This is a genomic window from Streptomyces sp. R21 (genome assembly GCF_041051975.1).
Taxonomy (GTDB): Bacteria; Actinomycetota; Actinomycetes; order Streptomycetales; family Streptomycetaceae; genus Streptomyces.
In genome coordinates this window covers 8,476,395-8,503,166 of the sequence record NZ_CP163435.1, presented here as the reverse complement: position 1 = coordinate 8,503,166, position 26,772 = coordinate 8,476,395, and the positions used below count along the sequence as shown (strand labels likewise).

26 protein-coding genes are annotated in these 26,772 nt (G+C 71.6%); 12 read left to right on the top strand and 14 right to left on the bottom strand.

All coding sequences use genetic code 11. From position 1 onward, the window contains the following. Positions 1-18: 18 nt before the first annotated feature. The 4 genes from AB5J56_RS37865 to AB5J56_RS37850 form a co-directional block, all read right to left on the bottom strand. Positions 19-780: an SDR family oxidoreductase gene (locus tag AB5J56_RS37865; protein WP_369239761.1), complete on the bottom strand. Its 762-nt coding sequence runs from the start codon at positions 778-780 to the stop codon at positions 19-21. A 17-nt stretch (positions 781-797) separates the two neighbouring features. Further along, positions 798-1,559, bottom strand: a complete 762-nt coding sequence (gene fabG, locus AB5J56_RS37860) for a 3-oxoacyl-ACP reductase FabG (protein ID WP_369239759.1) — start codon at positions 1,557-1,559, stop codon at positions 798-800. Positions 1,560-1,719: 160 nt separating this feature from the next. Next, a complete protein-coding gene (locus tag AB5J56_RS37855; protein WP_369239757.1) occupies positions 1,720-2,103 on the bottom strand; it encodes a DUF3037 domain-containing protein in 384 nt (127 codons plus the stop codon). After that, a complete protein-coding gene (locus tag AB5J56_RS37850) occupies positions 2,100-2,864 on the bottom strand; it encodes a HipA family kinase (protein WP_369239755.1) in 765 nt (254 codons plus the stop codon). Before AB5J56_RS37850 ends, AB5J56_RS37855 begins: the two co-directional genes overlap by 4 nt. A 155-nt stretch (positions 2,865-3,019) precedes the next feature. Between AB5J56_RS37850 and AB5J56_RS37845 the strand changes: the two genes are divergently transcribed. Next, positions 3,020-3,445: a Rieske (2Fe-2S) protein gene (locus AB5J56_RS37845; protein WP_369239753.1), complete on the top strand. Its 426-nt coding sequence runs from the start codon at positions 3,020-3,022 to the stop codon at positions 3,443-3,445. A gap of 12 nt (positions 3,446-3,457) precedes the next feature. On the opposite strand, the gene AB5J56_RS37840 is transcribed toward AB5J56_RS37845, so the two are convergent. Beyond that, on the bottom strand, positions 3,458-4,111 hold the full coding sequence (locus AB5J56_RS37840; protein WP_369239752.1) for a cysteine hydrolase: 654 nt from the start codon (positions 4,109-4,111) through the stop codon (positions 3,458-3,460). A gap of 180 nt (positions 4,112-4,291) precedes the next feature. Between AB5J56_RS37840 and AB5J56_RS37835 the strand changes: the two genes are divergently transcribed. Further along, positions 4,292-4,759, top strand: coding sequence for a pyridoxamine 5'-phosphate oxidase family protein (locus tag AB5J56_RS37835; protein ID WP_369239751.1), 468 nt, complete (start codon positions 4,292-4,294; stop codon positions 4,757-4,759). 38 nt (positions 4,760-4,797) lie between these two features. Here the strand turns inward: AB5J56_RS37835 and AB5J56_RS37830 are convergent, their stop codons facing one another. After that, on the bottom strand, positions 4,798-5,700 hold the full coding sequence (locus AB5J56_RS37830; RefSeq protein ID WP_369239750.1) for a LysR family transcriptional regulator: 903 nt from the start codon (positions 5,698-5,700) through the stop codon (positions 4,798-4,800). Positions 5,701-5,775: 75 nt separating this feature from the next. Here AB5J56_RS37830 and AB5J56_RS37825 point away from each other — a divergent pair, with 75 nt between their 5' ends. Continuing rightward, complete coding sequence (locus AB5J56_RS37825; protein ID WP_369239749.1) at positions 5,776-6,780, top strand: DMT family transporter; 1,005 nt, start codon at positions 5,776-5,778, stop codon at positions 6,778-6,780. A gap of 1 nt (position 6,781) precedes the next feature. Here the strand turns inward: AB5J56_RS37825 and AB5J56_RS37820 are convergent, their stop codons facing one another. Further along, positions 6,782-8,113 (bottom strand): aminotransferase class I/II-fold pyridoxal phosphate-dependent enzyme, encoded by a 1,332-nt coding sequence (locus AB5J56_RS37820; protein WP_369239747.1) that lies wholly within the window; start codon positions 8,111-8,113, stop codon positions 6,782-6,784. A gap of 23 nt (positions 8,114-8,136) precedes the next feature. On the opposite strand from AB5J56_RS37820, the gene AB5J56_RS37815 reads away from it, so the two are divergent. Both AB5J56_RS37815 and AB5J56_RS37810 read left to right on the top strand, forming a co-directional pair. After that, positions 8,137-8,838 carry a pyridoxamine 5'-phosphate oxidase family protein gene (locus AB5J56_RS37815; protein ID WP_369239745.1) on the top strand — a complete coding sequence of 234 codons (702 nt, stop codon included), beginning with the start codon at positions 8,137-8,139 and terminating at the stop codon, positions 8,836-8,838. After that, positions 8,838-9,485, top strand: a complete 648-nt coding sequence (locus AB5J56_RS37810; protein WP_369239743.1) for an FMN-binding negative transcriptional regulator — start codon at positions 8,838-8,840, stop codon at positions 9,483-9,485. Before AB5J56_RS37815 ends, AB5J56_RS37810 begins: the two co-directional genes overlap by 1 nt. Positions 9,486-9,525: 40 nt before the next feature. Here AB5J56_RS37810 and AB5J56_RS37805 read toward each other — a convergent pair whose 3' ends face one another. The 3 genes from AB5J56_RS37805 to AB5J56_RS37795 form a co-directional block, all read right to left on the bottom strand. Beyond that, positions 9,526-10,509 (bottom strand): DMT family transporter, encoded by a 984-nt coding sequence (locus tag AB5J56_RS37805; RefSeq protein ID WP_369239741.1) that lies wholly within the window; start codon positions 10,507-10,509, stop codon positions 9,526-9,528. Positions 10,510-10,714: 205 nt separating this feature from the next. Continuing rightward, on the bottom strand, positions 10,715-11,740 hold the full coding sequence (locus tag AB5J56_RS37800) for a DMT family transporter (RefSeq protein WP_369239739.1): 1,026 nt from the start codon (positions 11,738-11,740) through the stop codon (positions 10,715-10,717). A 205-nt stretch (positions 11,741-11,945) separates the two neighbouring features. Beyond that, positions 11,946-12,524, bottom strand: a complete 579-nt coding sequence (locus AB5J56_RS37795) for a Clp protease N-terminal domain-containing protein (protein WP_369239737.1) — start codon at positions 12,522-12,524, stop codon at positions 11,946-11,948. Positions 12,525-12,713: 189 nt separating this feature from the next. Here AB5J56_RS37795 and AB5J56_RS37790 point away from each other — a divergent pair, with 189 nt between their 5' ends. Together AB5J56_RS37790 and AB5J56_RS37785 are read left to right on the top strand one after the other, a co-directional pair. Beyond that, complete coding sequence (locus tag AB5J56_RS37790; protein WP_369243032.1) at positions 12,714-12,902, top strand: hypothetical protein; 189 nt, start codon at positions 12,714-12,716, stop codon at positions 12,900-12,902. Positions 12,903-13,041: 139 nt separating this feature from the next. After that, complete coding sequence (locus tag AB5J56_RS37785; protein WP_369239735.1) at positions 13,042-13,470, top strand: SRPBCC family protein; 429 nt, start codon at positions 13,042-13,044, stop codon at positions 13,468-13,470. Between the two features lie 165 nt (positions 13,471-13,635). Here AB5J56_RS37785 and AB5J56_RS37780 read toward each other — a convergent pair whose 3' ends face one another. Next, positions 13,636-14,277 (bottom strand): PadR family transcriptional regulator, encoded by a 642-nt coding sequence (locus tag AB5J56_RS37780; protein ID WP_369239733.1) that lies wholly within the window; start codon positions 14,275-14,277, stop codon positions 13,636-13,638. A gap of 143 nt (positions 14,278-14,420) precedes the next feature. On the opposite strand from AB5J56_RS37780, the gene AB5J56_RS37775 reads away from it, so the two are divergent. Next, entirely contained in the window at positions 14,421-16,424 is a 2,004-nt protein-coding gene (locus AB5J56_RS37775; protein ID WP_369239731.1) for a hypothetical protein, read from the top strand. A 419-nt stretch (positions 16,425-16,843) separates the two neighbouring features. Continuing rightward, positions 16,844-17,653: a PhzF family phenazine biosynthesis protein gene (locus AB5J56_RS37770; RefSeq protein WP_369239729.1), complete on the top strand. Its 810-nt coding sequence runs from the start codon at positions 16,844-16,846 to the stop codon at positions 17,651-17,653. Between the two features lie 49 nt (positions 17,654-17,702). Here AB5J56_RS37770 and AB5J56_RS37765 read toward each other — a convergent pair whose 3' ends face one another. Beyond that, the gene (locus tag AB5J56_RS37765) at positions 17,703-18,503 is read right to left on the bottom strand and encodes a CPBP family intramembrane glutamic endopeptidase (protein WP_369239727.1); all 801 of its coding nucleotides are present in this window, start codon (positions 18,501-18,503) and stop codon (positions 17,703-17,705) included. Positions 18,504-18,688: 185 nt separating this feature from the next. Here AB5J56_RS37765 and AB5J56_RS37760 point away from each other — a divergent pair, with 185 nt between their 5' ends. Beyond that, positions 18,689-20,452, top strand: a complete 1,764-nt coding sequence (locus AB5J56_RS37760) for a substrate-binding and VWA domain-containing protein (RefSeq protein WP_369239725.1) — start codon at positions 18,689-18,691, stop codon at positions 20,450-20,452. A gap of 46 nt (positions 20,453-20,498) precedes the next feature. Here AB5J56_RS37760 and AB5J56_RS37755 read toward each other — a convergent pair whose 3' ends face one another. Beyond that, complete coding sequence (locus tag AB5J56_RS37755) at positions 20,499-22,016, bottom strand: glutamate--cysteine ligase (RefSeq protein WP_369239723.1); 1,518 nt, start codon at positions 22,014-22,016, stop codon at positions 20,499-20,501. 545 nt (positions 22,017-22,561) lie between these two features. Here AB5J56_RS37755 and AB5J56_RS37750 point away from each other — a divergent pair. Together AB5J56_RS37750 and AB5J56_RS37745 are read left to right on the top strand one after the other, a co-directional pair. Beyond that, positions 22,562-23,143: a hypothetical protein gene (locus AB5J56_RS37750; protein ID WP_369239721.1), complete on the top strand. Its 582-nt coding sequence runs from the start codon at positions 22,562-22,564 to the stop codon at positions 23,141-23,143. 358 nt (positions 23,144-23,501) lie between these two features. Further along, complete coding sequence (locus AB5J56_RS37745; protein WP_369239719.1) at positions 23,502-23,708, top strand: DUF5999 family protein; 207 nt, start codon at positions 23,502-23,504, stop codon at positions 23,706-23,708. A 134-nt stretch (positions 23,709-23,842) separates the two neighbouring features. Here the strand turns inward: AB5J56_RS37745 and gcvP are convergent, their stop codons facing one another. After that, positions 23,843-26,728 carry an aminomethyl-transferring glycine dehydrogenase gene (gene gcvP, locus AB5J56_RS37740; protein WP_369239717.1) on the bottom strand — a complete coding sequence of 962 codons (2,886 nt, stop codon included), beginning with the start codon at positions 26,726-26,728 and terminating at the stop codon, positions 23,843-23,845. Between the last annotated feature and the right edge of the window lie 44 nt (positions 26,729-26,772).

Sequence of the window (26,772 nt, the reverse complement as noted above, 5' to 3'; positions counted from 1 at the left end):
CCGACGTTGCCGCGAGGGTCAGCCGACCCCGGCGTTGAGGAAGATGCCACCGTCGACCACGAGCGTCTGGCCGGTGACCCAGTCCGACTGCTGCGAGGTGAGGAACGCGGCGGCGCCGCCGATGTCCGCGGGCACGCCGAGCCGGCCGAGGGGGTAGGCCGCTGCCGCCTCCTCCTCGCGCCCCTCGTACAGGGCCTGCGCGAACTTGGTCTTCACGACGGCGGGCGCGATGGCGTTGACCCGCACCTTGGGCGCGAACTCGTGCGCGAGCTGCACGGTCAGGTTGATCATCGCTGCCTTGCTCATGCCGTACGCGCCGATGAACGGCGAGGGGGCCACGCCCGCGACGGAGGCGATGTTGACGATCGCGCCGCCGTTCTCGCTCTGCCAGGCCTTCCAGGTCAGCTGGGCGAAGCCGAGCGCCGAGATCACGTTCGTCTCGTAGACCTTGCGCGCCACGTTGAGGTCGAGGTCGGCCATCGGGCCGAACACCGGGTTCGTACCGGCGTTGTTGACCAGGTAGTCGACGCGGCCGAAGGCCTCCATGGTGCGCTCGACGGCGGTGGCCTGGTGGGCCTCGTCGTGGGCCTTGCCCGCGACGCCGATGACGCGGTCGGAGCCGAGCGCCTCGACGGCCTCCTTGAGGGCGTCCTCGTTGCGTCCGGTGATGCAGACGCGGTCACCGCGGGCGATCAGGGCCTCCGCGACGCCGTAGCCGATGCCGCGGCTAGCGCCCGTGACGAGGGCGACCTTGCCGGAGAGTTCGGGAAGTGCAGTCATGTCCGTGTCCCCCGGCCCTAGTTGAGCGGTCCGCCGGCCACGTACAGCACCTGGCCCGAGACGAAGCCGGCGTTGTCCGCAGTGAAGAAGGCGATGGCGTTGGCGATGTCGTCGGGGAAGCCCACGCGCTGCACGGGGATCTGGGTCGCCGCGGCGGCCTGGAACTCCTCGAAGCCCATGCCGACCCGGGCGGCGGTGGCGGCCGTCATGTCGGTGACGATGAAGCCGGGCGCGACGGCGTTGGCGGTGACGCCGAACTTGCCGAGCTCGATCGCGAGGGTCTTGGTGAGGCCCTGCAGACCGGCCTTGGCGGTCGAGTAGTTGGCCTGACCGCGGTTGCCGAGCGCCGAGGACGACGACAGGTTCACGATCCGGCCGAACTTCGCGTCCACCATGTGCTTCTGGACGGCCTTGGCCATCAGGAAGGCGCCGCGCAGGTGCACGTTCATGACCGTGTCCCAGTCGGACGCGCTCATCTTGAACAGCAGGTTGTCGCGGAGCACGCCCGCGTTGTTCACCAGGATCGTCGGCGCACCGAGCTCCTCGGCGATCCGTGCGACGGCGGCCTCGACCTGGGCCTCGTCGGAGACGTCGCAGCCCACCGCGATGGCCTTGCCGCCGGCGGCGGTGATCTTCTCCACGGTGTCCTTGCACGCGGCCTCGTCGAGGTCGATCACCGCGACGGCGCGGCCCTCGGCGGCCAGTCGTACGGCGGTCGCGGCACCGATGCCGCGCGCGGCGCCGGTGACTACGGCGACGCGCTGCTCAGTGGTGGACATTGCTGGTTCTCCTCGCCCTTGGAAAAGCCTGCCTACGGCTCACACGGTACGCCCGTCCGGTGAGCGACCGCTTAGTACCTTCAGTGGAGGTGACGCTAGAAGCCCTGGCACTCGGTGTCAACGGCACACGGGGTGGGTGTGATCCATTACCCGAGCGGCCCTACCTGACCAGCAGGTCGAGCAGCCGCTCCACCTCGGCCCGCGGGTCGGCGGTGAGCCCGGTGTGCACGGGCCCCGGCTGGACGACCGTGGACCGGGGAGCGATCAGCCAGCGGAAACGCCGCCCGGCATCGTCGCGCGCCGCCTGCCCGGCCGCCGCCCCGCCGGCGCAGACACCCTCGACCGCGCCGAGCGCGGCCCGTACGCCTGCCACGTCCGCCTCCGGATCCAGGGCCCGCAGCTTGGCCTCGTCCAGATGCGTGCGGACCATGACGAAGGACTGGGCGCGGCAGTACACCAGCACTCCCGCGTTGAAGCACTCGCCGCGCTCGACGCGCGGCACCACGCGCAGCAGCGCGTACTCGAAGACGTCCCGCTCGCTCACTTCTCCCCCTTTTTGAGCTCCACGCGCGCGTGGATGTCGACGGCCCGGGCGAGGAGCGGCTCCGCGTAGGCGCGGCGGAGCGCGTCGCTGGACTCGAAGCCGGGTTCGTCCGCCAGCCACTCCTCCGGGATCTCGGCGGTCACCTCGGCGAGCAGGTCCTCCGTGACCAGGGGGGCCAGCTCGGCCGCGGCGGCCGCGACGTCCGGTGCGAAGGGCGCGAGCGCGTGGTCCGAGGCGTCGTACGGCTTGGCGGCGGAGGTCCGTGCGCCGGGCCAGTTGTGGTGCCAGATCATGGTGGCGCCGTGGTCGATGAGCCATAGATCGCCGCGCCACATCAGCATGTTGGGGTTGCGCCAGGAGCGGTCGACGTTGTTGACCAGTGCGTCGAACCAGACGACCCGGCCCGCCTCCTCGGGGCTCACCGTGAAGGCCAGCGGGTCGAAGCCGAGCGCGCGGGAGAGGAAGTCCATGCCGAGGTTGGTGCCGCCGCTGGACTTGAGCAGCTCCTGCACCTCCTGGTCGGGCTCACCGAGCCCCATCACCGGGTCGAGGCCGATCGTCACGAGGCCGGGCACGCGCAGGCCCAGCCGACGGGCGAGTTCACCGCAGACGACCTCCGCGACAAGCGTCTTGCGGCCCTGCCCGGCGCCGGTGAACTTCATGACGTACGTCCCGAGATCGTCGGCCTCGACGAGCCCCGGCAGCGAGCCGCCCTCACGCAGGGGCGTGATGTAGCGCGTCGCGATGACTTCCTTGAGCATCGCCCCAGGCTACTGGGGTGCGTGCGGTCGCCGGACGCGGCCGGTCGGCACCGGATCTCGTTCCGGTGACGATCTCACCGCCGTCTGAACAGCGGTCGCCGCCGACCCGTACTTCCGTACAGATCACCAGACGCCCCTCGGAAGGAAACGTCCGCATGACCAGCGAATCGCTTCAGCCCGCCTCGGGGCCGGCCCGTCGTACCGTCATCGCGGCGGCCGGAGCGACGGGAATCGCCGTCGCGCTGACCGCGTGCGGGTCGCAGGACGGCTCGTCCGACTCCGCGGGCGCGAAGGGCACCGTCCTCGCGAAGGCGGCGGACATCCCGGAGGGCGGCGGCAAGATCTTCAAGGACCAGGGCATCGTGGTCACCCAGCCGACGGCGGGCACCTACAAGGCGTTCTCGTCCACCTGCACCCACCAGGGCTGCGCGGTGACGGGCATCACCGACGGCGCCATCACCTGCCCCTGCCACCACAGTCAGTTCTCCATCGCGGACGGCAGCGTGAAGAAGGGACCCGCGACCAAGCCGCTGCCCGCGGAGCAGATCACCGTGGACGGGGACTCGATCAAGCTCGCCTGACCAGGCGGGAGTTCAAGCCTCTGCCGGAGTCCTGCGCGGTCGCTTGAAGCAGGCCAGCACCTCGTCGGTCGTGGTGATCGTGGCAACCAGGGCGAGCGTGTTGCGGATCATCGCGGGGGTGTAGTCGGAGGGCACCCCCGCGATGGCGTCCGTGGGAACGACGGCGATGTAGCCGCGGTTCACCGCGTCGAACACCGCGTTGGGAATGGCCACGTTGGCGGAGACACCGGTCACCACGAGAGTGCGGCAGCCCAGGTTGCGCAGCAGCGGGTCGACGTCGGTGCCCGTGATCGGCGACAGCCCGTGCAGACGGCGTACGACGAAGTCCTCCTCGGCGACCTCGATGGGCGCCGCGACGCGTACGGCCGTGCTGCCCGACAGCTGCTGCACGGGCAGGCGTTCGGCCGCACGGAACAGCCGGGCGTTGCGATTGGCGCCCCGCCCGTCCGGACGCCGCTCCGCGATGGCGTGGATCACCTGGACCCCGCTCTCGTGCGCGGCGGTCACCAGCCGGGCGACGTTGGCGAGCGCCCCCGACGACCGTGCCTCCTTGGCGAGTTCGGGCAGGGCGCTGTCCGTGCCGACGACACCCTGCTGGCACTCGACGGTGAGCAGGACCGTCGTCGCGGGGTCGAGAAGTTCACTGAGCTGTTGGTGCGGCGGCATGGCTTCCCCCGGTCGCGGGCGGTGGGGCAGGGTTGCGGAGCGGGCGAGAGTAGCCGCCATTGCGTGCGGACGGAAGACGGCCCATGCTGTTCTGACGAAGCGTCAGAGGATCTTCTCGTGTGCGCTGCTGGAACAGACCTTCTGGCGCGCGGCCGGAGAAGTCGGAGAAGAGGGGACCGCATGGCCGTCACTCAGCGCCGGGGCCGCAGAATCATGATGACCCCGGGTGAGCTGGACGAGTTCCTGACCACCCAGCGCACCTGCCGTGTCGCGACCGTCTCGGCGGACGGCGCCCCGCACGTCAGCACCCTCTGGTTCGCCTGGGACGGCGCCGCGCTGTGGCTGTACTCGATCACCCGCAGCAAGCGCTGGGCCGATCTGCGCCGCGATCCGCGCGTCGCCGTGGTCGTCGACACCGGCGAGGAGTACGGCGAACTGCGCGGCGCCGAACTGTCCGGCACCGTCGAGTTCATCGGCGAAGCCCCGCGCACGGGCGAGCCCTGCCCCGAACTCACCGCCGTGGAGGCGCTGTTCGCCCGGAAGAACTTCGGCCTCGACGAAATGCCGCACGACGGCCGCCACGCCTGGATGCGCCTGACACCGGAGTCCGTCGCCTCTTGGGACTTCCGGAAGCTGGCTTCGTTCTAACTGCGGAGAACCGGGAGTGCGGCGGGGCGCGGGGAACGTCAGCCCACGGCCTCCCCCGCCGCGCGCAGCGCCTGGACCGCCGCCCTGATCGACGGGCGGCGGTCGGCGTCCGCCCGCCACACGACGTAGACATGCCGTCGTACGCGCTGGCGCAGCGGCACGGTGACGACCCCGCCCGGCATGGGATGACGGCCGAGCAGCGGGGCGATGCACACGCCGAGACCCGCGGCGACCAGCGCGAGTTGCGTGTGCGTCTCCGCGGCGCGGTGCCCGATGCACGGCTCGATGCCCTTGGAGCGGAGCGTGAACATCAGCCACTCGTGGCAGAACTCGCCCTCGCCCCAGGTGATCCACTCGTCGTCGGCGAACTCGCCGAGGTCCACCTCGGCGCGGTCGGCTAGCCGGTGGCCGACCGGCATCGCCACGTCCGCCGGATCGTCGAGGATCGCGGCCTTCACCAGGCCGTCGGGCAGCGGCATCGGCTTGTTGTACCAGTCGAGCACGACAGCCAGGTCGAGTTCGCCCCGGACCACGCCGGCGACCCCGGCCTCCGGCTCCTGCTCGCACGAACGCACCCGCAGCGCGGGGTGACCGGCACGCAGCGCGGCGAGCGCGGCGGGGAACAGCCCGCGCGCGGCCGTCGGGAACGCGGACAGGCGCAGCTCGCCCACCACCTGCCCGCGCTGCGCCTCCAGGTCGGACCGCGCCAGCTCGACCTGGGACAGGATGCGCGCGGCATGCTCGGCGAGCAGCCGCCCGGCGTCGGTGAGGCGCACGCCCCGGCCGTTCTTGGCGAGCAGTTGCTGCCCCACCTCGCGCTCCAGCTTGGACATCTGCTGCGAGACGGCCGACGTGGTCACGTGCAGCCCCTCGGCCGCACCGCTCACCGAGCCGTGCCGGGCAAGGGCGTCGAGGGTGCGCAGCCGCTCCAGGTTCAACATGTAAGCAATGCTACGAGATACCAGGCGAAAAATCTCGGTTGTGCTACGAGATCGTCTTGCCTCATCGTTGCTTCCATGAGCACCGTCGCCGCGCACCGAGCCGAACCCGATCCCGACACCGAAGCCTCCTCCACCATTGCCACCGCAACCCCTGACACCGCCGCGGCCACCGTCGGCGGCCCAGCCGCAGGCGGCCCCGGCCGACCCGCCCTGGACTGGCGCATCCGCTTCGGCGTCCTCTCGCTGATCTGGGGCTTCAGCTTCCTCCTGATCAAGGTCGGCACGGACGGCTTCGCCCCCTTCCAGGTCACGCTCGGGCGGCTGGTGTTCGGGACCGCGGTGCTCGCGGCGGCGATGGCGGTCAAGCGGGAGCGGCTGCCGCGCGGTGCGCGCACCTGGGGGCACCTCGCGGTGGCGGCGTTCCTGCTCAACGCGCTGCCGTTCTCGCTCTTCGCCTATGCCGAGTTGACGATCCCGTCGACGCTCGCGGGCATCTGCAACGCGACCTCGCCGCTGTGGGGCATGGCCCTGTCGCTGGTCGCCCTCTCCGAGGACCGGCCGACCCGGCGCCGGGTCGCGGGACTCGGCATCGGCTTCCTGGGCGTGCTGACGGTGCTCGGCGCCTGGCAGGGCTTCAGCGGCCTGGACGCCAGGGGCACCGCGATGGCTCTGCTGGCCTCGCTCAGCTATCCGATCGGCTGGATATACGTCCGCCGCACCCTGGCCGACTCGGGTCGGTCACACCTGTCGATGACCGGCGCCCAACTCCTCCTGGCCACCGTCCAACTGGCCTTCGTCACACCCCTGTTCACCACACTGCCGAGCCACTTCCCAGTCGTCCCGCTGCTCGCGACAGCGGCCCTGGGCGCCCTGGGCACGGGGCTCGCCGTGCTCATTCAGTACGGCCTGGTCGCCGAGGTCGGCCCGACGACGGCCCAGATGGTCACCTACTTCATTCCGGTCATCGCCACCGCCGCGGGCGTCGCGATCCTCGGCGAGTCGCTGGCCTGGTCGACGCCGGTCGGTGCGGTGATCGTGCTGGCGGGTGCGGCGCTCACGCAGTCCCGGACGCGGCGGTGACTCACACGTAGCGGCGGGCGGGCGCCGGGCCCACGGCGGCGGCGACGGCGTCCGCCAGCGGTCCGAAGTCCTCCGGCGCCAGGGCGGAGACGGTGATCCGGATGCCGGCCGGCGCGCCCATCCGGAACCGGGCCCCGGGCGCGACGGCCCACCCGGCGTGCAGCAGCCGCGCGACCGCCCCGGTCTCGTCCGGCACGGGGATCCACACGTTCATCCCACTGCGCCCCTGTGCCTCCACTCCGCGCTCGGCGAGGGCGTCGATGAGCGCGGCACGGCGCCGCCCGTACGACGCCGCCACGGCGGGTACGTCCACGGTTCCGTCGACCCACAGCCGTACGACGGCCCGCTGCAGCAGGCGGCTCACCCAACCGGGGCCCACCTGCTGCCGGCCGCTCACCCGGTCAAGGGTGAGGGGGTCTCCGGTGAGGACGGCGAGCCGCAGGTCGGGGCCGTAGGCCTTGGCGACGGAGCGGACCAGGGCCCAGTGGCGGGTGGTTCCGCCGAGCGGATGCAGCGGCAGGTCGACGATGTGGTGCCCGTGGTCGTCCTCGATGAGCAGCGTCTGCGGGTGCTGTTCGAGCACCGAGCGCAGGGCACGCGCCCGCGCGGCGCTCACGGCGGCGCCCGTCGGGTTCTGCGCCCGGTCGGTGACGACCAGGGCGCGCGCCCCGCCCTCCAGGGCGCGCCGTACGTCTTCGGGGCGGGGGCCCTCGTCGTCGACACCCACGCCGATCGTGCGCAGACCGAGCGCCGGGACCAGATCGAGCAGGCTTCCCCAGCCGGGGTCCTCGACGGCGACCGTGTCCCCGGGTTTGAGATGTACGGCGAGCACGCGCTCGATGGCGTCGAGCGAGCCGGAGGTGACGACGACGGGCCCGTCCGGTACGCCGTCCGCGTCGAGATCGGCGCGCGCCAGCCGCGCCAGCTCGGGTTCGACGGTGGGCTCTCCGTAGAGCACGGGTTCGCGGTCCGAGAGAGCGGCAGCCGCGGCGAACGCATCGGCGAGGCCGGGCAGCAGGGCGCAGTCGGGGTTGCCGTCGGCGAGGTTGCGCACCCCGGGCGGCACGTCGACACGGATGTCCTCGCGACCGGTCGTCGCAGGCTTGGCGCGGACCCGGCTGCCACGCCGCCCCGCGGTCTCGATGACCCCGCGTTCGCGCAGTGTGCGATAGGCGGCGGCGACGGTATTCGGATTCACTCCGAGTTCGAGCGCCAACTCCCGCATCGGCGGCAGCAGTTGCCCGGGCCGCAGCTCTCCCGACCCCACCGCACGCTCGACGTTCGCGGAAATCTCTGCTGCGCGCCGGCCTTCGATCCGATACTCTCCTAGCACAAACCAGATTATGCACTAGTGCAATGGAGAACGCAATGCCGGTGACGAGCCCCCAGCCCGGGATGCCGCAGCCCGCCGCCTATACCCCGACCGACCGCACCGTCCCCACGCGCTCCCGCGAGCGCGCCGCGTACGACCACGAGATGGTGCACTCGATACTCGACGAGGGGTACGTCTGCCATCTCGGCTTCGTCCGCGACGGCGCTCCGGTCGTCCTCCCCACCCTCTACGGCCGGGTCGGCGAGCGCCTCTACGTACACGGTTCGACGGGCTCGCGGCCGCTGCGGATGACGGGGCAGGCTGACCCGGGGCTCGCGGTCTGCCTCACCGTCACGCATGTGGACGGCCTGGTCCTGGCCCGCTCCGCCTTCCACCACTCGATGAACTACCGCTCCGTGGTGGTGCACGGCATCGCCCACCAGGTGACGGACCCGGACGAGAAGCGGGAGGCCCTGGACGCGCTGGTCGACCACGTCGTCCCCGGCCGCTCCGCCGACTCCCGGCCCGCCAACGCCAAGGAACTCGCCGCCACCGCCGTGATCCGCCTCGACCTGAACGAGGTCTCCGCGAAGCTCCGCACCGGCGGCCCGAACGACGAGCCGGAGGACCTCGACCTCCCGCACTGGACCGGCGTCCTCCCCCTGGCCAAGGGCTACGGCACACCGATCCCGGCCGCCGACCTGGCCCCCGGCATCGAACTCCCCGACTACCTGACGACCCTGTGATGCTGATCCATCCCTGGGACGCGCCGCACGACGAGAGCGAATGGCAACAGTGGCTCGCCACCCACGACTTCGGGCAGCTCGCCGTCAACGGTCTGCCGGGCGAGCCACCGCACGTCCAGCCCCTGCACTTCGTCTACGAGGCCACGGGCGGCCCGCACGGCCGGGTGATCACCCATCTCGCGCGCCCCAACCCGCTGTGGCCGGCGCTGGAGGCGAACCCCGTCGTGCTGCTGAGCGTGGTGGACGACTATGTCTACGTACCCGGCCCCTGGCAGGCCGCGCCGGACACCCCGCCCGAGCACGGCACGCCCACGAGTTTCTACGCGGCCGTCCAACTCCGCTGCACCGCCCACCTCGTGGACGACGCGTCGGAGAAGGCCGACCTGCTGAACCGCCAGGTCGGCCACTTCCAGCCCGAGGGCGGCTCCGCACGCGCGGCGGTCGGCGAGGCTCCATACGGCCGCATGCTCTCCGGCATCCGCGGCCTGCGCCTCGAAGTCATCGACGTACGGGCGAAGTTCAAGTACGGCGGCAAGCGGACGACTGAGGTGCAGGACCGGATCGCGGCCGAGCTGACTGCGCGGGGCGGGCCGGGTGACGCGGCGGCGCGGGAGCACCTGGCACGCAGGCGGGGCGCAACGGCGTAAGGGTGCGGGCCTTTTCGGGCCCGCACCCCGTTTTCGTACGTCAGACGAGTGCGGCCTCTTCGGGGGTCGCCCGCTCCGAGGGCGCGCCGCGCGCCTCCGCCGCCGCGAGTCCCGCGACCGATCCCAGCATCAGCAGGGTGCCCGCGAGGGTCGCCGAGGTCAGCCGCTCGCCGAGCAGCGCCACGGCCAGTACGGCGGCGCTGACCGGCTCAAGGAGCATGATCACGGAGACGGTCGCGGAGCGGACCACCGCCGCGCCCGCGAAGTACAGGGCGTAGGCCAGGGCCGTGGGGACGGCGGCGATATACACCAACAGGCCCAGGACGTGGGCGGGTTGGGCGGTGTGCGGGACCAGGCCCTCCGCCAGGCCGAGCGGCAGCAGACAGGCCGTCGTCACCGCGAACGCCCACAGCGTCGTGCCGGACGCGTCGGCGGAGCCGTCCCGTCCCCACCACCGCGTGAGCAGCGTCATCACCGAGTACCCGGCGGCGGACACGACCGCGAGCGCGACGCCTCCGGGCCGCACCGCCGCGCCCCCGCTGCCGAGCACCAGCACCACGAGCCCGGACAGCGCCCCGGCGACGGCGGCGATCCCGCCACCACCGAGCCGCTCCCCCATGGTCAGCCGCGCGCCCAGCGCGATGAGCACGGGACCGGCGCCGAGCGTGACGACGGTCGCCACGGCCAGTCCGGTGGACTCGACGGCGGCGAAGTAGGCGGTCTGGAAGACGGCCAGGCCCAGGCCCGTGACGCCGACCCGCAGCGCCTTGCGGCCGAGCGGCTCGCGCACGGCGGGCCGGGACCGCCGGCGCAGCAGGTGCACGGCGAGCAGCAGGACGAGCCCGCCCGCGCAGCGCCAGAAGGACAGGGCGACGGGGCCCAGATCACTGGACCGGTAGATCAGTGACGCGGCCGCGCCCGCGGTGCCCCAGGCGGCACCGGCGACGATCAGATAGAGGAGGCCTCGCCCGACGGGCAGGCCGGAAGCAGCGCCGGCGACGGCGCTGGATGCAGCATTCGACACGTGTTCTCTCCGCAGGATGCAGAAGTTCGGGAAAGGACCACGTCGCCGCCGGTGCGCGGGGCACCGGCGGACGGAAAGGTCCTCGGACTTCTTCTGCGGGCAGCACCGTTTCGCCCGGTGGTCATGCCGGGCAAGGATTCCGGAGGGCCCGCCTCAGGCGGCCGGAGGCGGAAGAACGAGTGCGTCCGAGTGCATGATCAGCAGCCTAGGCGGCGCTGCCACGGGAGGACAAGTCCCTTTCGAGTTCCTCGGCACCGGCACGGTCCGCACCCCTGGCGACCGGTCCGTCCGAGGGTTTCGCGGGCGCCGACGACTGCGCGATGAACGCGCCGGCCAGCACCACCGCACCGCCGATGATCTGCGGCGCCGAGAGGTGTTCGCCGAGCAGCACCCAGGCCAGGACGGTCGCGATGACCGCTTCGAGACAGGCCACGACGCCCGCGACCTGCGGGGAGAGCCTGCGCACGGAGAGCACTCCGGTGACGTACGCGGCGACGGTCGCGATCAGCACGATCCAGCTCAGCAGAAGGGCGGCGGCGACGGACGTGCCGTTCATCTCGGCATTGCCCCCGAGCACGGACCAGTCCATGGTCCAGGGCTGTGCGACCGCCGTCAGCAGCAGGGTGCCGACGATCAGGCCGTACGCGATGACGCCCAGCGGGTCCGGCGCCTCCTCCCCCGACTTGCCGCCCGGGTCCGACAGGACGAAGTAGCCGACCTGGCAGCAGGCGGCGCCGAGCGCGAGCAGCAGGCCGACGACGTCGAAGCTCAGCCCCGACCACACCTCGACAACACAGGCGAGCCCGGCCACGGCGAGGACGACCCCGAGCGCCGCGGCCCGTGTCACGGGCCTGCGCTGCACGAACCGCACCCAGCCGAGCACGAGGGCGGGCGCGAAGTACTCGACGAGCAGCGCGACACCGACGGGGATCCGGGAGATCGCGGCGAAGTAGCAGGCCTGCACACCGGCCACGCCTAGCAGTCCGAACCCGGCGAGCAGTGCGGGGCGCCGGCGGACCAGTGCGCGATGGCGGACGGCCAGCGGCAGCATCACCAGCGCGGCGCCCGCGACGCGCAGCCACACCACGTGGAGCGGGTCGAGGCCCGCTTCGATCAGCGGCTTGGCCGCGACACCCGATCCGCCGAAGGCGATCGCCGACACGACGGCGAGCCCCAGCCCGACGCCCTTCCCACGATTGCCCCGACTGTCCTGAAACGTATGCACCGGCACATGATGACAGGCGACGACATGACCGTCACCCCCAATGACACCTGTCTCAACGCATGGACGTCGACAGATCTCCCAGGGGCAGGTCGGGGAACATCGAGAAATCGACAATGAGACCACCTTGGGGGCGGCCAAGAAGCCAGCGGTCAGCGGCCGGCGGCCGAGGAGTCGGTAAGCGGACCGGTATGCGGACCGGTATGCGGACCGGTCAGCAGGCGGCTTCGCCGTCCCCGACCCGCCCCTCGAAGGCGACCCCGCCCTCGATGCGCAGCAGCAGCGCCCCGGCGTCGACACCCGCGCGTCCGAGGACCTCGACGGCCCGCGACCGGGTGTCGGCCACGACGGCGGCAAGCAGGTCGAGGCCGCAGGCCCGCTCCTCGCCACGCCGTCCGGCGCGCTCGCACGCGTCGCCCATGGCTCCGGCGGCCGCCGGGGACCAGCCCGCCACCCCGGCCACCACCGGCACGGCGCCGGAGTCCTCGACGGACCCTTGCCAGCGAAGCCCGTAGCCGATGCTGCGCTGCACGAGGTAGCCGAGCAGCCGGGCGAGTTGCCGCCCCCCGTCGAAGGCTGCGCGCACGTCGGGGTCGGACTCCAGCAGGGAGTGCAGCAGATGGGCGGTGTCGATCTGCCGGTCCCCGTCCCTCAGCGCCCTTCTGCGCGCCCCGGCGACCACCGAGGCCAGCTCGACGGTGAGTCCGGCGGCTAGCTCGGCGTCGAGTTCCGCGCGGTGGGAGCCGCTGTCGGCGGCCTGCTGCTGGGGGATACGGGAGTGCACAGTCCCCACCCCATCAACCTCTGGGCGCCCGGTCATCCCCGAAGGGGAGCATTCTCGCGTCCGACACAGGTTGGGCAAACACGGAAAGCCTCTCCTCCTTACGGATGACATCGCGCCGTTCTCCCCCTCGGGGCGCGCGCCGACTTGTCTCGCGCCCCTCAGGCAACCGCGGCCACTCCGGCGTTCGTCACCACAGGCATGGAGAGCAGGTGCTGGATGGTCGCCCTGCCTGCGGTCGACGGCAGGCAGTACGTGTATCGGGTGTACGCACCCGAGGACGCGCTCCTCGCCGATCTGTTCTGGGACGCGTGGCACTGCCACGACGAAGGGCCCTTCCCGCGCGCGTGGGACGTGTTCGACGCGGCGGAGATACGACAGGTGGGCTGAGCCGGCGGCCCGGAGAGCAGCCGGAACCCCTCCACAATTCCTGACGGTTCATCAGTATTGAATGTTCCGGGCCCTGCGGCTACGTTCCGCGACACCGTAGCTGCGCCGGGCGCAGCGCCCGAAACGAAGGGGTGGTCGCATGGCCGAAGTCAGCGCGGAGGCACGTATCGAGGCGCCTGCCGAGAAGGTCTGGGCGCAGCTCACGGACTTCTCCTCGTACGGGGAGTGGAACTCGACGCACACCAGCTTCCCGAAGGGCGGCCCCGCGGCCCTCGAAGTCGGCGGCACCTTCGAGGAGAACATGAAGCTCATGGGTTTCCCCGCCGAGGTCAACTGGACCATCGAGGAACTCGAACCCGCCCGCATCCTCGCCATCCGCGGCAAGGGCCCGATGGCGGTGGTCGTCGCCACGCGCTACACACTGATCCCCGACGGAGACGCCACGACGGTGCGCATCGACGGAGAGTTCACCGGCGCCGCCGTCTCGCTGATGGCGGGCAAGCTGAAGGACTCGGCCACGGCCGCGCTGAACGAGTCGCTGCGGAAGCTCGGCGGACTGGTGGCCTGAGCCGCCCGCGCCTCGGCACCCGAGCCCGGAGGGCCTGCCTCCCGACGGCCCGGCTCCTGAGAACCGGAGCACTGGTCGCCCGGTCCAAGAATCCAGCCCGCGTAGACGGAAAGGCGCCCCGCGGAAACACTTCCGCGGGGCGCCGGCACGTACCAGAGCACGTCGTCAGTCCTCGTCGGCGAGGATCAGGTACAGCTTCTTACGGGCTTCGTTGATGACCGCCAGCGCCTTGTCGCGCTGGTCCTTGCTGCCGGTCTTCCAGACCTGGCCGAACGCCTCCATGAGGCCGACACCGGCCGTCCGGATCTCGCTCAGCGCCTCCCAGTCGACGCCGCGCCCGGCCTCTTCCCAAGGCGCGTCCGGACCCTCGTCGGCCGCCGTACGGCCGGGTTCGGTGAGCGCGAACAGCTTCTTGCCGCCCTCGCTCTCGCTGGTGATGAGGCCTTCGTCCTCCAGCATCTGCAGGGTGGGGTACACCGAACCCGGGCTGGGCTTCCACGCCCCGCCGCTGCGCTCGGCGATCTCCTGGATCATCTCGTAGCCGTGCATGGGCCGGTCCTTGAGCAGGGCCAGGATCGACGCGCGTACGTCGCCGCGCCGTGCCCTCCCCCGCGGTCCGCCCCGACCGCCACGCCCGCCCCAGGGACCCCCGGGTCCACCGAAGCCGGGGCCGCCGCCGGGACCACCCGGACCGAAGGGTCCGAAGGCCGCGCGCAGCCCCTCGAAGCCGCCCCGACCTCGATGGCCGGGCCCGCCGTGGTGCCCATGTCCGTGCTCGTATCCGAAGTCTTCTCCACGGGTACGCATCGCAATCACTCCATTCCATCGTTGATCGGTCGCGATGCGTCAACGATATATCGGAAGCGTTTGTCTGGCAACCCTCTGCCCATGGACAATGACGGCCGGGGCGGCGGGCAGCCCCGTCGACCGAGGTCAGGGGTGGGATTGGCATGGCGGGGATATCGCTGGAAACGCTGGACGGCATCGACTGGGACCGGCTCGAGTCGGCGCTGCCGCAGCACCCGGTGACGGGCGTGCCGCGCGCGCTGCGGCGCCTCGCGCTGGCGGGCGCGGCCGCGACGGACGAGGACTGCGCCCCGCTCTACTTCTGCCTCGCCGCCGGGAACGGCCGGGTGACCTCCGCGGCGACCGCCGCGCTGCCGTTCCTCGTGGAGCTGGCCGCCGATCCGGGCCTGGCGGTGCGGGTCTCGCTCGTGGACCTGCTGGAGAGCCTGTTCTGGGCGGCGGCGACGGCCGAACCGCACCTCGTCGACGAAGGGTGGCCGGCGGCATGGGAACGCCACCGGCCCGCGGTCCTCGCGCTGCTCGCGGACCCGGACCCCGAGATCCGGCGAGGCTCCCTCGCCCTCGCGGGCGTCGCACCGCTGCTGGAGCGCTGGCGGGCCGAGACGGATCCGACGCTGCGCCTGCCGGTACTGCTCGCGCTGGGCGAGGCCGCGGCCGCCCCGGGGGCAGACGCGGTCGAGGAGGCGCGCACAGTCCTGGCCGACGTGCTGCGGGACGGCGAACCCGTCATGAAGGTCGCGGCCGTGCACGCCTGGGCGCGCCTCGACCCCCAGGTACCGGTCGAGCAGATCGACCTCCTGCTGGACACCCTCTCCGACCCCGCCGTGCGGCCGAGGTTCGAGGAGGTCTGGTACGTGCCGGGCGTCGACGACCCCTTCACACGCGATGACGTCGCCTCCTGGGCGGCCGGCCTGTTCGACCACACCCCCGAGACGGCGACGTCGTTCCTGGTCCGCCTGGCCGGGCGGGCGCACCGGCCGCAGGACACCGGGCTGCGCCGGGCGGTGCTCGACGAGGCATGGCGGCTGCTGGTGGTACGGCCGTCCGCGGCGCCCGCGCTGCTGCCGGTGGCGGGCGGCCTGCTGTCGGACCCTGCCGACGAGATGCGGCTCAAGGCGGCGAACCTTCTCGCGGTGCTCGGTCCCCGGGCGGCCGCGTACGCCGACCGGCTCGCCGAGCTGGTCGACGACCCGGGCGAGGACCTCATGATCGAGGGCGGCGTGGGCGACTTCGCACGCTGGGCGCTGACCCGGATCGGCGACCCGCGCGCCCTCCCGGGGCTCGTCGAGCGGCTCTACGAGCCGTACCGGGAGCAGTACTCACGCAGCTATTGCCTGAGCGACCCCCGGCTTCCGGACATCGACGACATCCTGGTTCCACTGCGGGCGCACGCGGACGTCCTGCTCCCTGCCCTGCGCAACGTGATCCGGGAACACGACGCCCACCACGGCGCCCCCGGCCCGCTCACCGGCGCCTTCCTGCGGGTCCTGGCGGCCTGGGGCCCGGACGCACTGCCCGCGCTGCCGGAGGTCGTGGCCCTGCTGAACAAGCCGGGCGACTCGTGGCTGGTCGCCGACGTCCTGGCCGCGATGGGACCGGCCGCCGCGTCCGCGGCACCCGCCCTGCGCGGCCTCATCTTCCCCGACCAGCCGGCGCACCACGCGAAGGCGCTGTGGGCGGCCTGGCGGCTCGGCGACGACACCGACGGATCGGCCCTGCGGCTGATCGGCGACGCGATGCTGCACGAGGAGGGCCCGTACTACGGACCGGTCCACCTGCTGGCCGACTTCGGCCCCGAGGCCGCGCCGTACGCCGACCAGGTACGGCACATCCTGGAGAACACCGAGGGCTGGGGCCGACTGCAGGCGGCGCACGTCCTGTGGTCGATCACGGGCGAGCCGGAGCCGAGCGTCACCGTCCTGGAGGAGTTCGTCCTGCCGATGGCCGACGGCGACGACAGCTACGGAACATTCGCCGAGGCGCTACAGGCCCTGGCCCGGATCGGTACGGCCACCCCGGCAACGCGAGCCGCCCTGCGCAGGATGCAGGCCTTCGACCAACGCCTGTCCCCGCACCGGGACTACCGGGCGTTCCTCGACGACGAGCGGTTCCGGAGTCTGATCGCGGAGGTTCTGGGGTCGGCGTGAGGTGACGGCCCGCACGTGTGGGGCGCGGACTCATGGTTCTGCCGGTCCAGGAGGGGCTCGTGCCGGCGGCTCGGGAGGGCGTGCTCGGCCGTCTGTTCCCCTCCGTCACCTGCGACTCACGGACGACCCTCCGTTCCGGGCGCCGCTGCGTCGGGACCGTCTCCTTCGAGACCGGCGGCCCCGACGCAAGCCCCGTCTTCCGCGTCTGGAGCGGGCGCCTGATGCAAACCCCTGACCTGGTCCTCGTCCTGACAACCCCGGACGCCGCAAAAGCCGTACAGGCCCTGATACGCCTGTTCGCAACTGCCGGGGGCCACCCCGCAACCCACGCACCCGACCTCGCCCGCGCCCCGCCAACCGGTCCAGAACCCCGGAATTGGCCTTGTCGCGCGGCCCCTGGCGATGGCTACCGTCAGTCCATGCGGATTCGAATCGTCGACGCCTTCACCGATCGCCCCTTCTCCGGCAACCCGGCCGGTGTCCTCCTCCTGGACGCCTTCCCGGACGATGCCTGGCTGCAGAACGTGGCCCGCGAGGTCAATCACGCCGAGACGGCGTTCGCCCACCGCCTGCCCGAGGGCGGCGAGGCGGACTGGGCGCTGCGCTGGTTCACGCCCGCCGCCGAGGTCGCGATGTGCGGTCACGCGACGCTGGCGACCGCGCACATCCTGCACACCACGGGCGCCCACGAGGGGGCCGTACGGTTCGCCACCCACAGCGGCGTCCTCGTCGCGACTCCGCACGCCGACGGGTCCATCACGCTGGACTTCCCGACCGCCCCGCTCGCGCCGGTCGAGATCCCGGACGGCGTCGCCGAGGCGCTGGGCGCCGAGCCCCTCGCGGCCTTCGACACCGGCCCGAACGTCGGCGACCTGCTGGTCGAACTCGCCGACGAGAAGACGGTCCTGGACCTCGCCCCCGACCACAAGGCCCTCATGCGGCACTCGGAGCGCGGCATCATCGCGACCGCCCGCGCCGAAGACCCCTCCGCGGAGCACGACTTCGTCTCCCGCTGCTTCTTCCCGAACGTCGGCATCGACGAGGACCCGGTCACCGGCAGCGCCCACACCGCCCTCGCGCCCTTCTGGTCCGAGCGCCTCGGCCGCCCCCGCCTCACCGGCCTCCAGGCCTCCCCGCGATCCGGCCTCGTCCGCACCGAACTGCACGGCGCCCGCACGCACCTCATCGGCCGCGCGGTCACCACCATCGAGGGCGAGCTGCTGGTCTGACGGCACGCCCTGGGCGGCGTACGGGACTCCCGTATGCCGCCCGTCTCGCTCACGCGGTCGGCAGCCACCCCACCTTCCCCGCCAGCAGCGCGTAACCCACGAACGCCCCGATGTCGAGCAGCGAGTGCGCCACCACCAGGGGGCCGACCCGCCCCCACCGCCGGTACAGGTAGACGAAGACCACGCCCATCACCATGTTGCCGACGAACCCGCCGATGCCCTGGTAGAGGTGGTACGACCCGCGCAGCACGGCGCTCGCCACCAGCGCGGTCCCCGGCGTCCAGCCCAACTGGCCGAGGCGGCGCAGCAGATACCCGACGACGATCACCTCTTCGAGGACCGCGTTCTGGATCGCGGAGAGGATCAGTACGGGATGCTTCCACCACACGTCGGGCAGCGCCTCCGGCACCACCGTGAGGTTGAAACCGAGGCCCCGGGCCGCCAGATAGAACGCGATGCCCGTGCTGCCGATCACCGCCGCGACCGCGGCCCCGCGCCCGAGGTCCGGCCACGGGCGCGTGCGGTCGAATCCGATCACGCGCAGCCCCTCGCCCTCGCGCAGCAGGAGGTGCGCGACGAGCGCGACGGGTACCAGCGAGGACGCGATACCGAAGAGCTGCCAGGCCAGATCCAGCCAGGGCCGCCCCGGTGCGGCCGAGCCGACGAGGGTGGCCGCCTGATGCTTCAGACCCCCCGGTTTGGTGACCGATCCGACAAAGCTGATCAGCGCGGACACGCCACTCGCACCGAGCGAAAGCCCCAGAACGAGCAGCGTCTCGTCCCGGAGTATCCGTCGCGTCAGCCTCTCCTTCGGAAAAGATTCGGCCACAGACCCCGCCTCCACCTGCACTCCCGCCTCCAGTTGAGTAATCCCGCCTCATCCCCATCTTCGCCCCGCTAGGGTCTCGAAAGAAGTTACGAAGATCGTGCGCGACAGGCCGTCGGGGGGACGGACGCCGTACGGGGCGTACCTCCCCTTTTCCTGCCTTACGGCTGCTTCGCCGCTCAAGGCTCAACAGGGAGGGCACGACCGCCATGGGACGTCACAGCTTGCCCGACGCGTACGGAGCGGGCACCGCCGACCCCCGCCCCCGCGCGCGCCGCCGCAATGTGGCCGTCGCCACGGTGCTCGTCCTCGTGGTCGCGGGAGGTACGGCGGCCGCGGTCCGTGGCGGCCTGTTCTCCTTCGGATCCTCCTGCCAGGACGACGCGGTGCGCGTCAGGGTCGCCGCGTCGCCGGACATGGCGCCCGCCCTGCGGGCCACGGCCGAGTACGCCCGCGCCCACAACATCACCTCCGACGGGCGGTGCCTGGACATCGGCATCACCGCCCGCACGTCGTACAAGGTCGCGGACGCTCTGGCGTCGGGCGGGAAGTCCGACGTGCAGGCGTGGGTGCCGGACTCCGACCTGTGGCTGCAGCGCGTCGCCGCGGACAGCAAGTCGACGCAGGTGACCCCCGCGGGCAGTGTGGCGTCCTCTCCCGTCGGCATCGCCATGGTCCCGTCGGCCGCCAAGTCGCTGGGGTGGCCCGAAAAGACGTACTCCTGGACCGAGTTGGCCGGTGCGGCGATGGAGGACGACGAGCTGAGGCTCGGCACCGCGGACCCCTCGCGCAGCGCCACCGGCCTGCTCGCCCTGACCCAGCTGAGCACCGCCGCCGCAGGGACCAAGGGTGGCGACACCAAGGCGGCGGCCCTGGCGAAGACGCTCTCGCAGCGCACGTCCGACAGCGACAGCCAGCTCCTGGACACCCTCCCGCGCGACTCCTCCGGCACCGAACAGGGCAACCCCAGGCGCAACCAGGCGCTGATCCTCTCCGAACAGGCGGCGTTCGCGCACAACGCCGCGGCCGACGGCGACAGCGGGCTCGACCTCTTCTATCCCAAGGACGGCTCGCCACGGCTCGACTACCCCTTCGCCCTGGTCGACGAGCCGGAACTGACCACCGACGAGAGCCGGGCCGCCCTCCGGTTCATGACGCTTCTGGGTGAGCCGGCGGGACGGAAGATCCTGGAGAAGTACGGCTTCCGCACGGACGACGAGACGGTCACCGACGCGCTGGTCACCCAGGCGGGCGGGCGCGCTCCGCAGCCGTACGACGAGATCGCGCCCGAGCCCGCCCCCACGAAGGCGGTACAGGAGGCCCTCGGCATGTGGACGATCACGGTGCAGAGCGCCCGGATCACCACGGTCGTCGACGCCTCCTCGTCGATGGCGGAACCGGTGCCGGGCACCGGCCGGACCCGGATGGACGTCACCAGGGCGTCCCTGCTCCAGGCCCTCGCCACCTTCACCCCGGAGGACGAGATCGGGCTGTGGAAGTTCTCCACCCGCCTCGACGGCGACCGCGACTACCGCGTCCTCGTGCCGACCGAACGCCTCGGCGACCGCAAGGGCAAGGGCACCCAGCGGGACAAGCTGTCGGCGGCCTTCAGCTCCCTGGCACCGGTCCCGAACGGGGCGACCGGGCTGTACGACACCACGCTCGCCGCGTACAAGGCGGCCGTCTCCTCCTATGTGAAGGGGAAGTTCAACGCGCTGGTGGTCCTGACGGACGGCGTCAACCAGGACCCGGGAAGCATCTCGCGCTCCAACCTCGTCGCCGAGTTGCAGAAGCTGACCGACCCGCAGCGTCCGGTGCTGCTGATCGCGATCGCCGTGGGCCCGGACGCCGACCGGGACGAGGTCGAGCAGATCGCCAAGGCGACCGGGGGCTCCGGCCAGCAGGTCAACGATCCCGCGCAGATCCACTCGGTGATCCTCAAGGCCATCGTGCAGGCGGGCAGCCGGAACTGAGTCCCACGAGCCGGCGGCTCCGGAGCCAGGCGGCCGCATCCGGGACTCAGCCCAGGGGCACCCGCTCCGGCAGCCCGACCGGCCAGGTGTGCACAGGCTCCCCGAGGTGCATCAGTTCGCAGTAGCGCCTGGTGGTCGCCGCGAGCGCGGCACCCCGGTCGAGGCCCCGCTCCAGTGCCTCGTGGAAGGTGGCCGCCTGCCAGGCCGCCCCGTTGGCGCGCAGCCGGCACCGGGCCTCGATGACGCCCAGCAGGAAGTCGCGGTCGGCGGGCTCGACCCCCCACGCGTCCAGCCCCGCCGCGGCGAGCGGCAACAGCTCGTCCCGGACCAGGGCCACCGCGTCCACCCGCGTCGTGCCGCCGTACCGCCCGCGCCGCGGCCACTCCAGGCGCGCGTCGATGCCGTGCCGGCAGGCCTCGTCGAAGTTGGCGGCGGCCGCCTCGAAGGGCAGCCGCATCCACACCGGCCGTGATTCCTCGGCGAGCGCGCGGACCAGCCCGTAGTAGAAGGCCGCGTTGGCGACGACATCGGTGACGGTGGGGCCCGCGGGCAGCACGCGGTTCTCGACGCGCAGATGCGGGACGCCGTCGGCGATGCCGTACACGGGCCGGTTCCAGCGGTACACCGTGCCGTTGTGCAGCACCAGCTCGGCGAGGGTCGGGACGCCACCGGCGTCGAGCACGCCGAGGGGGTCCTCCTCCTGGCAGATGGGCAGCAGCGCCGGGAAGAACCGCAGGTTCTCCTCGAAGAGGTCGTACGCCGACGAGATCCATCGCTCGCCGAACCAGGTCCGCGGCCGGACGCCCTGGGCCTGGAGCTCGGGCGGCCGGGTGTCGGTGGACTGCTGGAACAGCGGGGGCCGCGACTCGCGCCACAGCTCGTGACCGAACAGGAAGGGCGAGTTGGCACCGATCGCGACCTGTGCGGCGGCGACGGCCTGCGCCGCGTTCCACACGTCCGCGAACCGGGCCGGAGTGACCTGGAGGTGCAACTGCACGGAGGTGCAGGCTGCTTCCGGCGCGATGGACTTCGACGTGCACACCAGCCGCTCCACGCCGTCGATGTCGAGGGCGAAGTCCTCACCGCGGGCGGCCACGATCTGGTCGTTGAGCAGGGTGTAGCGGTCGACGTCCGAGAGGTTCGAGGAGACCAGGTCGTCCTGCCCGAGCGTGGGCAGAATCCCGATCATCACGATTCCGGCGTCGACCTCCCCCGCTTTGCGATGGGCATACGCGAGCGAGGTGCGCAGCTCCTCGGCGAGCCGGTCGAATACCCGGCCGCCCAATCGGTGTGGGGCTATGTTGACTTCCAGGTTGAACATGGCGAGTTCTGTTTGGAAATCCCGGCTCGCAATCCTTTCGAGTACTTGTGCATTCATCATTCTCGGCATGCCGTCGGGACCTGCGAGATTCAGCTCGATCTCCAGACCCATGAGATTCTTCGGGCGGTCGAACCGCTTCTCCTCCAGCAGTCTCGCCAGCCCCGCCAGACACTGCCGGAGCTTCTCGCGGTACTGCTGGCGATCGGACAGGTCGAACGGCCCTGCCACGACCTTCTCCCCCATCGAAGTGTCCCTCCTCGGATGGGCGGACCAGACGATCCGGCCGCTGGTGTCCAGGGTCACGGGGGATGATGCCCAGGCAACGCGATCGATAACGCCCTGGACAGGGCCATCGCCCGCTAGGCTGGAACCAGTTGTCCGGAGGCACATTCGCCAGGCATGAAGCAGCACGCAGTTTCACCCGGTCACGATCTCGTGAAAAACGCCGACGAGAATCGGCCGACCGCTGCTGCCGGGAATTCCGAGGTCACCGCGGCGCGGCCGCATGGAATCGGGATGAACTTCTCGTTTCCGTGGCCGATTCACACCTTGCTTTTCATATTCAGGACGACTAGACGAAACACCGTCTGAACACGTGTCGTATAAACTCCGCGAACGAGGCAGAGAGTTGGCACTCGCGGTCCCGGGTCCTGACGTCGAAGTACGCGCTGCAGGCAGTACCCAGTCGGCAGGTCCGGATCCCCCGCCCCTCTGACCCCGAGAGCTGACAGCGCCGTCCGCCCCCGCCCTCGCGCCACTGTGCCTGTCGAAATGAGAGGCGACCCACCATGCCGCTGCACGTACCCCCGGCTCCCGCGCCCGCCCTTCGCACCGTCCTCACGGCCCTCGGTTCCCCCACTGCAGTCCGCGAGGCACGCACCCCGTCCCTGCGCAAGGCCCAGGGACCCGTCACCCCCGAACTCCCGTTGCCCGTCCACGTCCTCGACCGGATCACCCCGGGTGCGTCCACGACCCGACTCGCCGGCTGGCGCTTCCTGATCCGCTGCGGCGATCGCGCCGTGGCCGCCGCGGACACCATGCTGACCCCGGACGGCTGGGCCTTCTCGCACTTCTTCGAGGGCCCCTACGTCACCGCCACCGAACGCGCCCTGCGCCAGGCCGAGAACATGAAGCAGCCCTACCAGGCACGCCTGCTGTCCGTGCCCGAGCTGTACATGCTCACCCTCTGGCTGCACGGCGACTGCACCGCCGACGGCGCCACCGGCCAGCCGGCCGCCACCGACCTCCTCGTCCCGCTGGCGCCCGCCCCGCCCGGCATCGCCGCCCACCGCCCGCACCGCGTCGCCGAACTGCTCCCGGTCCTCACCCACCGCCTCACCCCCGCACCTCTTCTCAGCTCGCCGGCCTGAGGGCCCTCGCGCCTCGCCTCCTGTGCCCCGCCGCCGTTCATCGGCAGCGGGGCACCGCGCTCGTTCGGGCCTCACAGCGCTCGTACGAGGCAAAACGCGCCCGCCGCCCGACCGGACTAGCCCCATCAGGCCACGTCGAACCACCCGAAGAGACAGTGGAGTTGGGATGAACCGTCCGCACGAGTGATGCGTCATCAACCTGTGAGGAGCGCTGCTGCCAAATCCCTGCGGATTGACGTCCGTAGGGCAACACTGGGGTCAGACCACACACCAACGGGGGGCGGCCATGAGTACTTCCAGCCGCGGGACAGACACAACAACCATCACTGACATCACAACCCAGCGAAAGATCCCATCCATGTGCCAGCACCAGCCACCGTGTCCGACAGCCGAATCCGCCGACCGGGAGTCCGCCCGTCTCGCGGCGCACCACCCGGAGCAGGGATGGAGCCTGCTGTGCAACGGCGTTCTGCTCTTCGAGGACACCGGTGAGCTCCTGCCGGACGGCCAGATCATCGCCCCGCACCGCCCCATGGGCGTCGACCAGGTGATGACGGCCGCCTGAGCGGCAGCGCACAACGGGCAGCCCGGCTGCCCGGACAGAACAAGGGGCCGGCCCGGAGGAACACCCTCCGAACCGGCCCCGACGCATGTCCGAGGGTGACTACTCCTCGTGAGCGCCCGAGTTCCGAATGCTGATCAGTCCTCGTAGGCGTCCAGCGGCGGGCACGAGCAGACCAGGTTCCGGTCACCGAAGGCCTGGTCGATACGGCGCACCGGCGGCCAGTACTTGTCCGCGGGCGAGACACCGGCCGGGAAGACCGCCTCCTCGCGCGTGTACGCGTGCTCCCACTCGCCGCCGAGCGCGGCCGCGGTGTGCGGCGCGTTGCGCAGCGGGTTGTCGTCCGCGGGCCACTCGCCGGAGCCGACCTTCTCGACCTCGCCGCGAATCGCGATCATCGCCCCGCAGAAACGGTCCAGCTCGACCAGGTCCTCGGACTCGGTGGGCTCGATCATCAGCGTGCCGGCCACCGGGAAGGACATCGTCGGCGCGTGGAAGCCGTAGTCGATCAGGCGCTTGGCGATGTCGTCGACGCTGACACCGGTCGACTTGCTCAGCGGACGCAGGTCGATGATGCACTCGTGCGCGACGAGGCCGCCCGGGCCCGTGTACAGCACCGGGTAGTGCGGCTCCAGGCGCTTGGCGATGTAGTTGGCGGACAGCACCGCCACCTGCGTGGCGCGCTTGAGACCCTCGCCGCCCATGAGCCGGACGTACGCCCACGAGATCGGCAGGATGCCCGCGGAGCCCCAGGGAGCCGCGGAGATCGGGCCGACGCCCGTCTCCGGACCGGCCTCGGGCTGCAGCGGGTGGTTCGGCAGGTACGGCGCCAGATGCGCGCGCACGCCGACCGGGCCGACGCCCGGACCGCCGCCGCCGTGCGGGATGCAGAACGTCTTGTGCAGGTTCAGGTGCGAGACGTCGCCGCCGAAGTGGCCCGGCTTGGCGAGGCCCACCAGCGCGTTGAGGTTGGCGCCGTCGACGTACACCTGGCCGCCCGCCTCGTGCACCTGGGCGCAGATGTCCGCGACGTGCTCCTCGAACACACCGTGCGTCGAGGGGTACGTGATCATCAGCACCGACAGCTCGTCGCGGTACTGCTCGATCTTGGCCCGCAGGTCCTCGACGTCGATCTCGCCGTCCTCGGCGGTCTTCACGACGACGACCTTCATGCCGGCCATCACGGCGCTCGCGGCGTTGGTGCCGTGCGCGGAGGACGGGATGAGGCAGACGGTGCGCTGCTCGTCACCATTGGCGCGGTGATAGCCGCGCACGGCGAGCAGCCCGGCCAGCTCGCCCTGGGAGCCCGCGTTCGGCTGGAGCGAGACCTTGTCGTAGCCGGTGACCTCGGCGAGCTGATCCTCCAGCTCGTGGATGAGCGTGAGGTAGCCCTGCGCCTGCTCGGCGGGTGCGAAGGGGTGCAGCTGGCCGAACTCGGGCCAGGTGACCGGCTCCATCTCGGTGGTCGCGTTGAGCTTCATGGTGCAGGAGCCCAGCGGGATCATGCCGCGGTCCAGCGCGTAGTCGCGGTCGGACAGCTTGCGCAGGTAGCGCAGCATCGCCGTCTCGGAGCGGTACTGGTGGAACACCGGGTGCGAGAGGTACTCGTCGGTGCGCTGCCGGCCGGCCGGCAGCGTGTCCTCGACGGTGGCGTCCAGGGCCTCGATGTCGCCCGCCACGCCGAACGCGCTCCAGACGGCGTCCAGCTGGGCCCGCGTGGTGGTCTCGTCGCAGGAGATCGAGACCTGGTCGGCGTCGACGAGGTGGAGGTTCACACCGTTGTCGCGCGCGGCGGCGACGACCTCGGCGGCGCGGCCCGGCACCCGCACGGTCAGCGTGTCGAAGTAGGCACCGTGCACGACCTCGACGCCGCCCGCCTTCAGACCCCCGGCGAGGATCGTGGCGTAGCGGTGGGTGCGCCGGGCGATCGCCCTGAGTCCCTGCGGCCCGTGGTAGACGGCGTACATGCCGGCCATCACGGCGAGCAGCACCTGAGCCGTACAGATGTTGCTGGTGGCCTTCTCCCGGCGGATGTGCTGCTCCCGCGTCTGCAGGGCGAGCCGGTACGCCTTGTGGCCGTCGGCGTCGACGGAGACACCCACGAGCCGCCCGGGCAGGCTGCGCGCGAACTTCTCGCGCACCGCCATGTAACCGGCGTGCGGGCCGCCGAAGCCCATCGGGACACCGAAGCGCTGCGTCGTACCGACCGCGATGTCCGCGTCCAGCTCGCCCGGCGAGGTGAGCAGGGTGAGGGCGAGCAGGTCGGCGGCGACGGTGACGACCGCGCCGAGCTCGTGCGCCCGGTCGATGACCGGCTTGATGTCGCGTACGGCACCGGAGGCACCCGGGTACTGGATGAGCACGCCGTTGATCTCGCGCTCGGCCAGCTCGGCCGGGATGCCGCCGCTCAGGTCGGCGACGACGACCTCGACGCCGGTCGGCTCGGCGCGCGTCTGGATGACGGCGATGGTCTGCGGCAGGGCGTCCGCGTCGACGAGGAACAGGCCCTTCTTGTTCTTGCCCATCCGCCGCGACAGGGCCACGGCCTCGGCGGCCGCGGTGCCCTCGTCGAGCAGGGAGGCGCCGGAGGTCGGCAGCCCGGTCAGCTCGGCGACGACGGTCTGGAAGTTCAGCAGCGCCTCCAGGCGGCCCTGCGAGATCTCCGGCTGGTACGGCGTGTACGCGGTGTACCAGGCCGGGTTCTCCATGACGTTGCGCAGGATCACCGGCGGCGTGAAGGTGCCGTAGTAGCCGAGGCCGATCATCGAGCCGAGGACCTGGTTGCGGTCGGCGAGGGAGCGCAGCTCGGCGAGGACGTCGGCCTCGGTGCGCGCACCGGGCAGGTCGAGCGCGTCGGCGTTCTTGATGACATCCGGGACCGCGGCGGCCGTCAGCTCGTCGAGCGAGCCGTACCCCACCTGCGCGAGCATCTTGGCCCGGGCCTCGTGGTCGGGGCCGATGTGGCGCTGCTCGAAGGGGATGCCCTGTTCGAGCTCGGAGAGCGGAATGCGACTGGCGGTCATTGAGGAGGCCTCCTGGTCGATACGACCTTCGAGGGGCACCACGG